14 protein-coding genes are annotated in these 13,634 nt (G+C 69.3%); 8 read left to right on the top strand and 6 right to left on the bottom strand.

Annotated elements, in window-relative coordinates:
- Window positions 1-19: 19 nt before the first annotated feature.
- Window positions 20-1,087, bottom strand: coding sequence for a GlxA family transcriptional regulator (locus ACFY2X_RS43305; protein WP_389950005.1), 1,068 nt, complete (start codon window positions 1,085-1,087; stop codon window positions 20-22).
- A 128-nt stretch (window positions 1,088-1,215) separates the two neighbouring features.
- On the opposite strand from ACFY2X_RS43305, the gene ACFY2X_RS43300 reads away from it, so the two are divergent.
- Both ACFY2X_RS43300 and ACFY2X_RS43295 read left to right on the top strand, forming a co-directional pair.
- On the top strand, window positions 1,216-2,100 hold the full coding sequence (locus ACFY2X_RS43300) for an NAD(P)-dependent oxidoreductase (RefSeq protein WP_389950003.1): 885 nt from the start codon (window positions 1,216-1,218) through the stop codon (window positions 2,098-2,100).
- Between the two features lie 2 nt (window positions 2,101-2,102).
- Window positions 2,103-2,729 (top strand): maleylpyruvate isomerase N-terminal domain-containing protein, encoded by a 627-nt coding sequence (locus ACFY2X_RS43295; RefSeq protein ID WP_389950130.1) that lies wholly within the window; start codon window positions 2,103-2,105, stop codon window positions 2,727-2,729.
- 59 nt (window positions 2,730-2,788) lie between these two features.
- On the opposite strand, the gene ACFY2X_RS43290 is transcribed toward ACFY2X_RS43295, so the two are convergent.
- Window positions 2,789-3,787: a DUF2804 domain-containing protein gene (locus ACFY2X_RS43290; RefSeq protein ID WP_389950000.1), complete on the bottom strand. Its 999-nt coding sequence runs from the start codon at window positions 3,785-3,787 to the stop codon at window positions 2,789-2,791.
- A gap of 174 nt (window positions 3,788-3,961) precedes the next feature.
- Here ACFY2X_RS43290 and ACFY2X_RS43285 point away from each other — a divergent pair, with 174 nt between their 5' ends.
- The 3 genes from ACFY2X_RS43285 to ACFY2X_RS43275 are packed head-to-tail and all read left to right on the top strand — an operon-like array spanning window position 3,962 to window position 6,158.
- The gene (locus ACFY2X_RS43285; RefSeq protein WP_389949998.1) at window positions 3,962-4,354 is read left to right on the top strand and encodes a GntR family transcriptional regulator; all 393 of its coding nucleotides are present in this window, start codon (window positions 3,962-3,964) and stop codon (window positions 4,352-4,354) included.
- Window positions 4,351-5,205 (top strand): ABC transporter ATP-binding protein, encoded by an 855-nt coding sequence (locus ACFY2X_RS43280; protein ID WP_389949996.1) that lies wholly within the window; start codon window positions 4,351-4,353, stop codon window positions 5,203-5,205. Before ACFY2X_RS43285 ends, ACFY2X_RS43280 begins: the two co-directional genes overlap by 4 nt.
- The gene (locus tag ACFY2X_RS43275) at window positions 5,202-6,158 is read left to right on the top strand and encodes a hypothetical protein (protein WP_389949993.1); all 957 of its coding nucleotides are present in this window, start codon (window positions 5,202-5,204) and stop codon (window positions 6,156-6,158) included. Before ACFY2X_RS43280 ends, ACFY2X_RS43275 begins: the two co-directional genes overlap by 4 nt.
- A 192-nt stretch (window positions 6,159-6,350) precedes the next feature.
- Here ACFY2X_RS43275 and ACFY2X_RS43270 read toward each other — a convergent pair whose 3' ends face one another.
- Window positions 6,351-8,045, bottom strand: coding sequence for a right-handed parallel beta-helix repeat-containing protein (locus ACFY2X_RS43270; protein ID WP_389949990.1), 1,695 nt, complete (start codon window positions 8,043-8,045; stop codon window positions 6,351-6,353).
- A gap of 67 nt (window positions 8,046-8,112) precedes the next feature.
- Between ACFY2X_RS43270 and ACFY2X_RS43265 the strand changes: the two genes are divergently transcribed.
- Window positions 8,113-8,949 carry a TetR/AcrR family transcriptional regulator gene (locus tag ACFY2X_RS43265; RefSeq protein ID WP_389949988.1) on the top strand — a complete coding sequence of 279 codons (837 nt, stop codon included), beginning with the start codon at window positions 8,113-8,115 and terminating at the stop codon, window positions 8,947-8,949.
- A gap of 295 nt (window positions 8,950-9,244) precedes the next feature.
- Here the strand turns inward: ACFY2X_RS43265 and ACFY2X_RS43260 are convergent, their stop codons facing one another.
- Window positions 9,245-10,234, bottom strand: a complete 990-nt coding sequence (locus ACFY2X_RS43260; protein ID WP_389949985.1) for a hypothetical protein — start codon at window positions 10,232-10,234, stop codon at window positions 9,245-9,247.
- Window positions 10,235-10,236: 2 nt separating this feature from the next.
- Complete coding sequence (locus tag ACFY2X_RS43255; protein ID WP_389949982.1) at window positions 10,237-10,836, bottom strand: helix-turn-helix transcriptional regulator; 600 nt, start codon at window positions 10,834-10,836, stop codon at window positions 10,237-10,239.
- Between the two features lie 211 nt (window positions 10,837-11,047).
- On the opposite strand from ACFY2X_RS43255, the gene ACFY2X_RS43250 reads away from it, so the two are divergent.
- Window positions 11,048-11,278, top strand: coding sequence for a hypothetical protein (locus ACFY2X_RS43250; protein WP_389949980.1), 231 nt, complete (start codon window positions 11,048-11,050; stop codon window positions 11,276-11,278).
- Between the two features lie 34 nt (window positions 11,279-11,312).
- Here ACFY2X_RS43250 and ACFY2X_RS43245 read toward each other — a convergent pair whose 3' ends face one another.
- A complete protein-coding gene (locus ACFY2X_RS43245; RefSeq protein ID WP_389949977.1) occupies window positions 11,313-12,161 on the bottom strand; it encodes a nitroreductase/quinone reductase family protein in 849 nt (282 codons plus the stop codon).
- 587 nt (window positions 12,162-12,748) lie between these two features.
- Between ACFY2X_RS43245 and ACFY2X_RS43240 the strand changes: the two genes are divergently transcribed.
- On the top strand, window positions 12,749-13,634 hold an 886-nt coding region (locus ACFY2X_RS43240; protein ID WP_389949974.1), incomplete at its 3' end, for a BTAD domain-containing putative transcriptional regulator.

Below are 13,634 nucleotides of genomic sequence, written 5' to 3'. Positions count from 1 at the left end.
GCGGCCCCGCGCCCTGCCCTCAGACGGTGGAGAACGGCTCGGTCCTGAAGGAGAACGGCTCGGCCGTCGCATGGGGGGTGGTTGCAGGCGGCTCGGCCGTCGCGCGGGGGAAGGCCCGCCGGTAGTCGCCCGGCGACACCCCGATCTGCTTGAGGAAGTGGTGGCGCAGGTTGTTCGCGGTGCCCAGCCCGCTCAGCTCCCCGACCTTCTCGATCGGCAGGTCCGTTGACTCCAGCAGGCTCTGTGCCCGTCCCAGCCGCTGGTTGAGGAGCCACTGCAGCGGCGTCGTCCCCGTGGCCGCCTGGAGCCGCCGGTAGAACGTCCGCGGGCTCATCGCCGCCCGCCGTGCCAGGTCCTCGACCGTCAGCGGCTGGTCCAGGCGGGTACGGGCCCATTCCAGGACAGGCGTCAGGCCCCTGTCGTCGGTGGCGGGCACCGACAGGTCGATGAACTGCGCCTGGCCGCCGGGCCGGTGGGCGGGCACGACCATCCGGCGGGCCAGCTGGTTGGCGACGTGCGCACCCAGATCGCGGCGCACCAGGTGCAGGCAGAGGTCGAGCCCCGCGGTCAGCCCGGCGCTGGTGAGCACGTCTCCGTCGTCCACGTACAGCACCGAGTCGTCGACCTGCACCTTCGGGTAGCGCTCGGCCAACTGCGCGGTGTGCATCCAGTGTGCGGTGGCGCGGCGTCCGTCGAGCAGTCCCGCCTCGGCGAGCGCGAAGGCGCCGGTGCACAGGGAGACCATGCGGGCACCGGCGTCGTAGGCGCGGCGCAGGGCCGTGATCAGCGCCTGCGGCAGCGGCCTGCCGTCCTCGACGCAGGAGTCGGGCACCGAGGGCACGATGACCGTGTCCGCTCCGGCGAGGTCGTCGAGCCCGTAGGGGGTCCGCAGCGCCAGCCCGAACTCGGCCGGAGGAGCATCCTGCGGGTTCTCACCCGTCCCGCACAGCCGCAGGTCGTACCAGGGATCGGCCAGATCGGGCTGCGGCTTCCCGAAGACCGTGCAGGGGATGCTCAGCTCGTACAGGTCCCACGAGGGGACACCGATGTTCTCGGTCACGACGACGGCGACGGAACCAGCACTCATGCTCCGAAGCCTATGGCAGGAATTTGGTGTTTGCCGTCATTCCTGTCACTGTCCCCGGTCGCGGCATGCTGCGAGCGTGGTCCTCACGTGATCAGCCGCCACCGGCGGACGCAATGAGGAGCTGAGGCATGAATTCTGACCGCACGGCCGTGACCGTCATAGGACTGGGCTCGATGGGCTCGGCACTGGCCGCCACGCTGCTGGAGCGGGGGCACCCGACCACCGTGTGGAACCGCTCGGCGGGCAGGGCCCAGGCACTGGTCGACCGGGGCGCACGCCTGGCCGGGACACCGGAGGAGGCGATCGCGGCGAGCCCGCTCGTCATCGCCTGCGTGCTCGACTACGAGGCACTGCACGCCGTCCTCGACCCGGTCGCCGGCTCCCTCGCGGGCAAGACCCTGGTCAACCTCATCTCCGGCTCCCCGGAGCAGGCCCACGAGGCCGCCTCGTGGGCCGGGTCGCACGGCGCCGACTATCTCGACGGCGCGATCATGACCACTCCGCCGGGCGTCGGCAGCCCGGAGATGATGTTCTTCTACAGCGGCCCGCAGGCCGTCTTCGACGCCCACCGCCCCACCCTGGCGGCGCTGGGAGACCCCCTGTACCTGGGCGCCGACCCGGGCCTGGCCTCTCTCTACGACGCCGCCCTGCTCGGCCTGATGTGGGCCACCATGACCGGCTGGCTGCACGGCACCGCGCTGGTCGGCGCGGACAAGACACAAGCCACGGACTTCACCCCCGTCGCGATCCGCTGGCTGACCGCCGTGGCCGGTTTCCTGACCACGTACGCGCCCCAGGTGGACGCCGGCCGCTACCCGGGCGACGACGCCACCGTCGACGTGCAGATCGCGGCCATCGACCACCTCATCCACGCCGCGGAGGCCCGCGGCATCGACAACGCGCTGCCCGAGCTGCTGAAGAGCACCATGGAACGGGCCAAGGCCGCGGGTCACGGCTCCGACAGCTACGCGAGCGTGATCGAGGTCCTGCGGAACCCGGAGGAAGGCAAGTGACCATGACACCGGCGGCCACCGCCCGTCCCGCGCCGGAACCGGCGTCTCCCGCCACTTCATGGCCGGAGCTGCTGTCCGGCGCCGCCGCCGGTTGCCTGGCCGTCCTCCTGGAAGGCGCCGGACAGGAGTGGTCACGCCCCGCCGGAGGCCTCAGCTGGACCTGCCGCGAGACCCTCGACCACCTCGCCCTGGGCCTGACCGGCTACGCGGGCCTGCTCATCGCCCGCCCCCGCGACCGCTACATCACCCTCTTCGCCTCACTCGATCCCCAAGCCCCCATTCCCGCCTGCCTGGAGGGTCTCCATATCGCCGCTTCCCTGCTCATTTCCACGGTCCGCGACACGCCTGCGGAAGCACGGGCCTGGCACCCATGGGGTCACTCCGACGCCGCCGGTTTCGCCGCCATGGGGATGACCGAACTGATGGTCCACACCTACGACATCACCCGCACCCTCGGCCTTCCCTGGGTTCCGCCGGGCGACCTCAGCGCCGCCGTTCTCGCCCGCCTCTTCCCCGACGCCCCGTCCGGGCACGACCCGTCCGCCACCCTGCTGTGGTGCACGGGCCGCATCCCGCTTCCCGGGCTGCCCCGGCGCGCGAACTGGCAGTGGGACGGCACCGTACGCTGACACCGCCCGCACCCGGACCGCCACGGGCCGCGGTGCCGGTCCGGCGGCCAGAGCCCCGTCTACCAGCGCATGTGAACCTGCTCGGCCCAGCCGAGCAGGCGGTCGACGTGGATCGGCTCGCCCCCGTCAGGGCGAACGGTGCCGGTGTAGTGTCCGAAGCACTGGTGGACGTCGGTGGCGATGAATCCGGCGTTGGCCTTCGCCTTCCGGTCGTGGAAAGGCGTGAAGGTCAGACGGACCCGGTCCGAGCCGGGGGTGCTGATCTCCCAGGGCTTCATGACGTCCGCGTAGCTCCAGTCCAGCTCTTCGCCGATCTTGGTAAGCCTGCCGTCGACGCACAGGGAGTTCTCGGTCATGCCGGTGCCCCGGGTCCACGTGCCGCCGAACTGCAGCCCGACGGCGTGACCGCCGGCGTGGCCTCCGGCCGCGCCCCAGTTCCACCGGGTGTCGTACGGCCAGCGCCCCCGGCCGTGATCCAGCACGCCCCAGCCGCCGGCGAAGTCGTAGGAGGCGGAGCCGATCGTCACGATGCCCTCGGCGGGGCGGGCGGTGTGCTTGGAGGTGTACTGGAAGCGGCGTTCGCTCCATGGGATGACCACGCTGAGCGTCTCGTGTCCTTCCGGCATTGTGACCAGCAGGTCCGCTTCGATCGGACCGTCGGTGGTCACGCAGCGGGCACGGAGCCTGGTCCCTCCGGGTTCCCGGAGGATCTCGATGTTCACCGCCCCGTTGACGATCACGTCTTCGTCGCCGAGGCTGCGCGGCAGCCGTACGCCTCCGCGCAGGGGAACCATCGCGGTGCGCTCGACCTCACGGCCGCCGTACTCAAGGAAGTAGACGCTGTTGAGCGCCAGGTAGTCGATGTCGCTGACGGTTATCGCGATCAGGTGGGTGGGGGTGGTGACGCACCAGTACTCCCAGCGCTTGGTGCGGCCCCAGCCTCGCAGGTTGCACGTGTGCAGCGGGGTGCGTGACCAGCCGATCGCGGCGGGGTTGAGCCGTCCGTCCGGGGTGCAGAGATCGACCGGCTCGGTGATCTCCCGCTCATGAGTGGACATGCCGAGATGGTAGGACAACCCGCGGGCGGCGCCAGGTGCGAATCGGATGCCCGGCCCTCCCGAGGGCGGCGGTCGCGAGGAGCGCCGCGTTTCGCCGTAGCCGGTTGGTTTTGACAAGTGAAGATCACATCCAACACTATTTAACTATTCATCTAGTGAAAGAGTGGTTTTCGCGTGATCGAATTCAACCTGGACCGTAGATCGGGGGTGTCGACGTACCTTCAGCTCGTCCATCAGGTCAAACAGGCACTCCGGCTGGGCACGCTGCGGCCAGGCGACAAGCTGCCGACCGCGCGGGAGGTGGTCGACGCCCTGGCGATCAACCCCAACACGGTGCTCAAGGCCTACCGCGAGCTGGAACGTGAAGGCCTGGTGGCGGGCAAGCCCGGGCTGGGAACCTTCGTCCAGCGCTCGATCGGCGGCGCCCGGCTGGCCGATCACACCGCTCTGCGCCGGAGCCTGGACGAGTGGGTACGGCAGGCACACGAGGCCGGCCTCGACCGCGACGACATGGAGACGCTGTTCGCCATGGCGATGGCCGACTCCTTCCGGGAGGGCATAGCGTGACCATCGCACTGCAGGCAACCGGCCTAGGTGTCCGCTACCGGCGCATGTGGGCGTTGCGCGACTGCTCACTGGCCATCCCCTCCGGCCGGGTCGCTGCCCTCGTCGGCCCCAACGGCGCGGGCAAGACCACACTGCTGCACACGATCGTCGGGCTGCTCGAACCGAGTGCCGGGTCGATCGAGGTCGCGGGGGAGGCCGCCTTCATGGCCCAGGACAAACCGCTGTACGACGCCTTCACGGTCGCCGAGATGCTCACTTTCGGGCGCCGGCTGAACCCCGGCTGGGACGACGCGTACGCGACCGGCCGCCTGGCCGATCTGGGCATCCCACTGGACCGCAAGGTCACCAAGCTGTCGGGCGGCCAACAGGCCCAGGTCGCGCTCACCGTCGCACTGGCCAAGCGCCCCGACCTGCTCGTGCTGGATGAGCCACTGGCCAATCTCGATCCGGTGGCCCGGCACGACGTCATGCGATCGCTCATGGCCGAGGTCGCCGACCAGCCGCTGACGGTCCTGCTCTCCTCCCATGTCGTCGCCGATTTGCACGACACCTGCGACTGGCTGATCGTGCTGAACGGCGGCCGGGTGCAGGTCAGCGGCGACATCGACGACCTGCTCGCCGAGCACCTGGTGCTGTCAGGGCCGGCCGAGCTGGCCGACGGTGTGACGGCCAGGACGCAGGTGGTGGAGGCGAGCCGTACCGGCAGACAGGCCCGGCTGCTGGTGAGGGGCGCGCCGGTGCTCGACCCGCGTTGGAGCGCCCGTCCAGTCAACCTGGAGGAACTGGTCATGGCCTACCTGCGCAGCCCGGAAGCGGCCGCGCTACCCAAGCTCGCGGAGGTGCGAGGATGATCTGGCTGACCTGGCGCCAGCACCGGGCGCAGATCCTCGTCACCGCCGGGTTGCTGGCCGCGCTCGGTCTGCTCTTGCTCGGCTCGGCGGTGGAGGCGAATCTGTACATCGCCGATCATGCGCCGCCTGGATGTCCGGGCCCCGCATCCACCTGCTGGGATCTGGCGGCGGCGCTCGACGATCGGTATGACGCGATCTACACGATCTATGGCTGGATGCCCCTGGTCGCCCCCGCACTGATCGGCGCGTTCTGGGGTGCGCCGCTGCTAGGCCGCGAGTACGAGCGCGGCACGCACAAACTGGCCTGGACCCAGTCGGTCTCCGTCAGCCGCTGGTTGGCAGTCAAGCTCGTCATGCTCGGCGGGGTGGTCATCGTCGGAGGGCTACTGCTTTCGGCGATGGTCAGCCTGTGGCGGCCGATCTTCCTCCAGAAGGAGCTGTTCGGTAACCCCGGCGTGTTCAACATGGTGGGCGTGGCCCCGGCGGCGTGGTGGCTGTACGCCTTCATGCTGGGCACCGCGGCCGGAGCGATGTTTCGGCGCACGCTGCCGGCGATGGCGCTGGTCGTGGCCGGAATCACCGTGACGATGATCGCCCTGTTCAACCTCAGCGCGCACTACGCCGAACCGGCGCGCGCCGTGCTGTCCGACGCCACCGTGCTGGACAATCCCGATCCCCGGTTGGTGAGCGAGGCCTGGATCGACCCCGCCGGAAAGGAGCTCACGAACCCGCCCACGGGAATCTGCCCCCACCGGCCGGATGTCGGGCAGAGCAACCGGAACCAGCAAGCGTACGAGCGGTGCCTGTTCGGCAAGGGCTACCGGTACGCCGTCTACTTCCACCCGCCCACGCGGTTCTGGCGATTCCAATGGACCGAGGCGGCCATCCTGACCGCCGCATCACTGGCGTTCGCCGGCCTGGCCATCCACCGCACGCTCCGGAACAAGGCGTAGGGGTGAGACAGACGAGAACGAGGGGTGCTCAGGGGCCGACGGACCCGGCGCCTGAGACTCCCGATCATGGTCGGTGAAGCGATACGCGGTCAGCCGGGCGTCACGGCGGGACACGACGACCTCCGTGAGGGCGTCGAGTCCTCACGGAGGTCGTCGTTACAGATCAAGCCCTGCCGTCGACAACGCTCGTGGTCAATACACCTGGTGGGGGTCCCCGAGCCCCGCACAGGCCACGATGTCGGCGACCGTCGGGTCGTCGCCGAACGCCTTCTCCGAGAGCGTCGTGTTGCCAGAGAGCGTCACACCCTCGGGGGGATTGCCAGGGTCGGCGTCCCAGAAGTTGCCGATGAACGCCACGTGCTCCAGCGGTGGCGACACGTTCAGCACCACCGGGGCGTCGGCCCGGTGGACGACGTTGCCCTGGACAGTGACCCATGCGGCCCCGTAGTCGGTGTAGAGACCGAAGTTGTAGGGGGTGATCGTGTCGCGGACGACGTTGCCGCGGACCAGCGCGCCGCCGGCGTGCGAGGTGCCCTGGCTGCCGGACAGGTAGATGCCGCCGCCGTCGGCCAGCACCTGCATCGTGTCGTGCACCAGGTTGTTCAGCACCTGGGCACCGCGCCCCTCGTACACCACGATGCCTGCGTGCGGCACATCGTTGACCTGGTTGTGCGACACGACGGTGTCCCGGGTGCCGGACAGCAGGATGGCCGGTGAGCCGTGGTAGTCGCGGCCGACGTGGTGGATGTGGTTGTTCTCGAGCCGGTGGCGGCGTGCTCCTGAGCCGATCACCACGCCGCCGCCGGACACCTCGTCGACCACGCTGCCGCGCAGCACGTTGTCCGCGCCGTCGCCGCGGAACTCCAGCGCGACCGCGCCCAGCCGGGTGAACCGGCAGCCTTCCAGCGTGACCCGTGAGGCGTTCTCAAAGATCACGTTGCCGGGCATGGCCGCAGAGTCCCCGGGGATGACGACCTGCCCCTGGCCTTCGGCGAAGGTGACCGTCTGGAGCGGGCCGCCGTCGTAGTAGCCGTTGCCGTGGTAGTGCAGGAATCCCTCCGCCGTGCTGGGCCGCAGCCAGGTCGCCTCCGCGAAGGTGATGCCGCGGAAGGCGACGTCGTGCACGTCCCGGGCGTGCAGCAGCATCTCCAGCATCGGCGCCACCACGTCGTCGAAGTCCTCGCCGGGGAGCGGCAGGTAGTGCAGGACGCCGCCGCTCAGCGCGAAGGTGCCCTCGGTCAGGAACGCGGGACTGTTCTCGGCCGAGGTCGGGGCGTCGGTGCCGTTGGACTCCCCGGCGCCCGGGCCTTCCCAGGTGATGACCGACTGGTAGAGCCGTGCGGCCCAGCCGAAGGCGGGTTGCGCCATGGTGATGGTGGTCGAGCGCTCGTCCCCGGAGATCCGCGACGCCTGGCAGCGGGCCTCGGACCAGGGGTAGGCGCCCCGGTAGACGAATTCCACCTCGCCCTGCCAGGACTGGGGCGCGGGGTCGTCGATGACGTAACCGGTCTCGGTCCTGGTCAGGTGGTGATCGAGGGCGATGGAGGCCCGTACGGCGCGGCGCCCGGAGACGTAGAGCTGGCGGGTGGCCAGGCCGGGAGTCTCGGCGCGGTAGACGCCGTCGTCGCCCTGGCGCCAACCGGTGATCCTCCGGCCGCCGCTGATCACGACCCGCTCCTGTCCGGCGGTGCCGTGGCCGTAGGCCTGGTAGACGACGCCGGAGTCGGCGGCCGAGAGCCGGAACGGCTCGGTGAGACGGTGTGTGCCGGCCCTGAGGTTGACCACGGTGCCCGGCGCCGCCGCTGAGCGTGCCCGCTCCAGTGTTGCGAACGGCCGCTCGATCGTACCCGGACCCGAGTCGTCTCCCGCCGGATCAACGAAGAACATAGAGGTGCCCCCTCGTGTTTATTGTGTACACATTTGGTATACAGCATATATAGGGAAGGGAGTCAAGATGGCGAATCCGGAGCGCAGCACCGAGCTGCTGTGGGGGGCGAGGTCCAGGCGCGGCCTCAGCCTGGAGCGGATCGTGCGAGCCTCGATCGAGCTGGCCGACGCCGAGGGCCTGGCCGCGGTTTCCATGCGGCGGGTCGCCGAGCGGCTGGGCTTCACCACCATGTCGCTCTACCGTCACGTGCCGGGCAAGACAGAGCTGGTCGACCTCATGCGCGATGAGGTGATGGGGGAGGAGGAGGTGTCCGCCGGCGCCGGTCACCGGTCGGGCTGGCGGGCCGGACTGGAGGCGTGGGCGCGGGCCGGACTGGCGCTCTACCGGCGGCACCCCTGGCTGGTCGAGTCGTTGGACGGTTCCCGGCGGGTGCCGGGACCGAACGCGGTGGCGAGCTTCGAGCGGGCGCTGGACGTGGTGGCGCGGACCGGGCTGCCGCCCGCGGAGGTGGTGGCCGTGGTCACCCTCGTCGGCGGGTTCGTCGAAAGCGCCGCCCGGCAGGTGGTGGAGACCGCGCGGACCGAGCGGCGCACGGGTGTCAGCGAGGAGGAGTGGTGGGGGGCTCGCGACTCGCTCTTCCAGCACCTGGACCGCTATCCGACGCTGAGCCGCATTTACAGAGAGGGGGGATACGACGCACCGCTGGACCCGTTCGAGTTCGGCCTGCGGCGGGTGCTTGACGGGATAGAAGCGCTTATCCGTGATGAAAGTCGTGATGAAAGTTGTGATGTAACTCGGTGTGTGGTGTGCGGTAAGACCATCGACGCCGCCGCCACGGGCCGGCCTCGGGACTACTGCTCCCGCGCCTGCCAGCAACGGGCCTACCGGATGCGCAAGAGCTGATCATGGGAAGGCCAGGCCGCCTCACGCGACACCGCCGGGCAGCTGGCCCGGCTGTCCGCTCACCCGGTCTCCACCTCGGGCTGCATGACACCGAGGCCGCGGTACGCCGAGGGGGCGCCGGAAGAATGTCTTCCGGCGCCCCCTCGTCCTCGATGGATGTCGGCGCCGCTGCTGTTGGCGGCGCCGCTTCAAGAAACGCGCAGGTCAGCCCTACTGCGGAAGGGCGGTTGACGGTTCGGGGCGATTCCTCGCCGCGTGGCCCGGTGCCGGAGGCCACCGCGCCCGCCCTGTGCGCTCACCGGCTGAGTTGATCGATGAGCGTCTGGTAGGTGGCGAAGGCCAGTTTGGGGGTGTAGTCGTCGTTCAGGAGGCCGAAGCGGTGGAACAGGCCAGGATTGGCGCTGTCGGCGTCACGTAGGGTGAAATGGGTGTATCCGCTGATGTTGAGTGTGGCCCGGCAGCTCGCGATCGCCTGGACGATCGTCTCCAGGACCTGCGCTTGCCGCTGTTCTGTTCGCTCCGGTCCGGTGGGCCAGCCGTTCTCGGTGATGTGCAGCGGTGTGGCGGGGTCGATGCCGGCGGGGGTGAGACGTTCGGCGCGGTGAAAGCCGAGCAGGCCGGTAACGGCCTCGTGAAGCTGGTCGGCGGGGATGGGCTGGAAGACGTCGGGAAAGAAGTCGAGCCCGACATAGTCGAGGGCGTTCAGGAACTCCTTCCCGCCGCTGCGGGTGAGTGAGTCGATGAAGTCGGCGGCGGGGCCGAACAGCGGTGTGGTGTTGAAGCCGACCTTGAGGTGCTCGAAACCCTGCTTCCGAGCTTCGTCCTTGGCGGCGAGCACGCCTTCTATGAGGGCTTGCTGAACGCGGGGGTAGTGCCCGTCAAGTGTGGGATTGCCTGCGACGTTGGGTTCCTCGGTCACCTGCAGGAACGCGGTGTGGTGTCCGTGACGGCGGACGAGCTGGCGGACGAAGTCCGTATATCCGATGACATCGCCGCTCTGGGATCGGTATTGGGCGACCAGATCCAGGGCGCGTCCATCGCCGGCGTATTGCTCGACCCGCTCCGGGGCCTGCGTGATCTGGCGAGCGTCGCCGGAGTCGATGAACGACAGGTAGCCGCGGACCAGGAAGGGGCGGTCACCGGACTGCAGCCGGCGGAGGGCCTCGCTGATCCGTTCGGGGTTGTTCGCCGGGCCCTGGGCCAGGCCTCCCGTGTCGTCACCGGCGATTCCACCGGGGTAGATCCCGAAAATGAAGCCATCTGATGTGCCGTTGGGGGAGATCACGGTCAGTTCCCTTCGTCGTTGTGGGTTTCGTGGCCGCTGGGCCATGTCAGAGCTCCCGTGGTGATCTGTTCAATGGTGGTGTTCACCCAGGCGAGCTCGCTGTGTGCCATGTGCAGGGCGTATTCGGCTTCGATGACGAACAGGCGTGGCACCTGCCCGGACGCCAGCGCCTCCTTGAGGGCCCGCTGATCGTCGGCGATGGTGGCACGGAGCCGGTCGGCCCGCTCGCGCAGTGCCGCCTGTGCCCCGTCCGGTCCCAGCGCGCCGAGGTAGGCGACGGCGGTGAGAAAGATCGGGTACTCACGCCGGGGGTTACGGATCTGTTCGTCGAGCCGCCTGATGAATGCGTCCCGGCCGGTCTCGGTCAGCACATACACCGTCCGGGCAGGTCTGTTGCCTTCCCGGACGGGGGTCTGCGCCATGATCCAGCCTTCGCCGTCCAGGGCGGTCACCACGTCGTACAGCGACCCCCGGTTGATCCGCACGCTGTTGTCCTTGCCGCGTTCGCGCAGCACGGCGGACATCTCGTAGGGATGCATGGGCCGCTCCATCAGCAGACCCATCACGGCCAAGGCCAAGGGGTTGTCCACACTGCGTGCCATAGTCGCCTCCTGATATCAGAAACCGACTATACAAGAGGAGCGCACTGGATTCGCCCGGCGGGAGTGGCCGGGATGGCGCCCGCCGGGCGTGTTCGGGGAAAGCGGTCCTGAGCCCGGCCAGCCGCGCGGGCCGACAGGGTGATCGGGCGGCGAAACTGCGATGAGCAGCCTGTGTCGACTGATCCGAAATTAGTCAACTAAGGTTGCTTGCATGTCCGGTGTTGAGATTCCCCGTTCCCAGGAGCCCGGCGATGCGCTGGCGGCCGTGGCGGCGTTGAGGCGCCTTGCCGATCAGATAGAGGACGCCGCCGTAGAGCAGGCCATGCGAGCGGGCTGGAGCTGGCCGCAGGTCGCCGAGGCCCTGGGGGTGACGCGCCAAGCGGTCCACAAGAAGCACGCCAAGCGGCTCATCGCCGCCGGCGTCAAACTGAGGAGGCGCTGACACGGGCGCCGTCGGATGACCGGCGCCGGACGGGTCAGATGGTAATCGCGTTCAAAATGGGGATCAGGTACTGCTCTTCGTAGTCCAGGTGCGCTTCCAGGTCCGCTGTGAGCCGGTTGACCTCGGCCAGGACCGCGCCGGCGTCGGATCCGTCGCCGGAGACCAGGGCCCGCAGCCGGGTCAGATGCTGTTCGACCACCGTGTGCTCGCGGCGCAGCCGGGCCAGGACCGGGGCGAGTTCGGGATGGCGCTCCTCCAGGGAGGGGAACATCCGGCCGTCCTCGCCGGTGTGATGGTGGTGAAGTCCCTGGCACAGCGTCAGGCAGTTGACGCGCAACTGCGCGCCGAGGCCCGGTCCCGACTCGGCGACCTCCTTGCGGATCAGGGCGAGTTCCCTGCGGAACGCGTCATGGATCACCTTGAGACCGTCCCCCCACGGTCCGGCGGGCGGCGCGCCGTCGATCGCGTTCAGGGCGACCACGGGAATGACCCGGGTCGTCTTGGCCTGGTAGGCGGCCCATCCGGAATCCGCCTCCACCGCGCGGGCGAACAGGCGATCCCGTTCCTCGCCTTCCAGAACGGTCGCCTCCGCCTGGTAGGTGAAGACGCCGTCCTCCACGGTCACGCGCGGATGGGCGAGGAGGTTGTGATACCACGCCGGATGGGCCGGTGCGCCCCCGGCGGAGGCGATGACCAGCTTTCGCTCACCGTCCGGCAGATAGCCGAGCGGCGTCGTACGGCGTGCTCCCGTCCTGGCCCCGATGGTCGTCAGAAGGAGCAGCCGGGCCCCCTCGAAAAAGCCGCCGACCTGTCCGTGGTTGGCGCGGAACTCTTCGATGATCTGCTGGTTGAAGTCGTTGGGCATGCTCTGTTTTCGCTCCATGCGTGGGAGAAAACCGCGACTGTGCGCGGGTGGTGGATGACTGTGACGTGGGCAGCGTGAAGCCACCGCGTGCCGGTCCCGCCGGGAGCAGAGAAACCTTGATGAGCACGCGGGACGGTGGACCGTCAGCCGGTCACTGATCCGCCGGATTCGACAGAGGCTCGCGTGCGGGGGCGGTGCTCAGCACCGTTGGGCGCGGGGACGGCGCGCGGGCGCCGATGAGATCAGGCGCGACCTGTGAAGTGAGAGTTCACGACATTACCCCTTGCTACGTTGCCTCCATGCCGCCGCCGTCCTCCCGGCCGGCGGCACGCGACATGTGGATCATTAGAGTTCCTCGCGCCGCACACTGTCAAGGCGCGACGGTCTCCACCGCCTGGCTGACAGGTGATGTAAGAGCCCGGTGGGTGAGGGGCCGGGCACCGCGATGGCCCGTGACCTGCCATTCTTCGTTCCCGCACCTCGCAGGGTCTCACGACCGGGACAAGATCCTTTGATCTTGCCGTTTCCGGCGAAGTCGGGAAGGATCGGCCGACGTGACTGCCTGTCAGGTGAGGTTTCGTCTCCTAGGCCCGATCGAGACCCATGTGGGAACCGACCTGATCGCGCTCAACGGCAAACAGCGGTCGTTGCTGGCGATGCTGCTGCTCAACGCCAACCGAGTGGTGGCCGTCCACCACCTCGCCGACATGGTGTGGGGCCAGCCACAACCCGCCGCGCCGGAGAGCCGCGTCCGGATGCTGGTGTCGGGACTACGCAAGGCACTCGTGGGCGTCGGCCGGGATGTCATCGTCACACGGCCGCCCGGGTACCTGATTCACGTCGAACCTGACCAGCTCGATCTGGACGTGTTCATCCGCAAGGTCCATCAGGCGCGGGAAGCGAAAACCGGCGGTCGCGTGGAACTCGCGGTCGCCTGTTACGACGAGGCTCTGGCGCTGTGGCGGGGCGGGGCACTGGGCGGGGTGAGCGGCCCGTCCGGCGAGGCAGAGGCGGCCCGGCTGGAGGAACTGCGGCTGCGCGTGCTGGAGGACCGCTCCGAGGCGATGCTGTCGCTGGACAAGCACGCCGAACTGATCGCTGACCTGGGCCGCCTGACCGCTGTACACCCGCTGCGGGAAAGGCTGCACGCCCACCTCATGGTCGCTCTCCACCGGGACGGACGCCGTGCCGAGGCGCTCGACGTCTACCGCTCGCTACGGGAGCGGCTCATCGAGGAACTCGGCCTGGAGCCCACACCCGAGCTCCGGCAGGTGCAGCACCGGATCCTGGCCGGCGACCCCAACCTGGAAGATCCTCCACCGGGTTCCACGGGGGCGGCGCGGCTGCCGCCGCTCATGCCGATGCGCCAGTTGCCCGCCGACCCCGTCCAGTTCGTCGGCCGGGCCGGTGAGCTGGAGCGGCTGGACGGCCTGCTGACCGCGGCCGGACGGCAACCCACCGCGGTGATGGTCGCGGTGCTGTCCGGCACCG

Source organism: Streptosporangium sp. NPDC000396 (assembly GCF_042898655.1).
GTDB lineage: Bacteria > Actinomycetota > Actinomycetes > Streptosporangiales > Streptosporangiaceae > Streptosporangium.
This window is presented reverse-complemented; position numbering and strand designations above follow the sequence as displayed.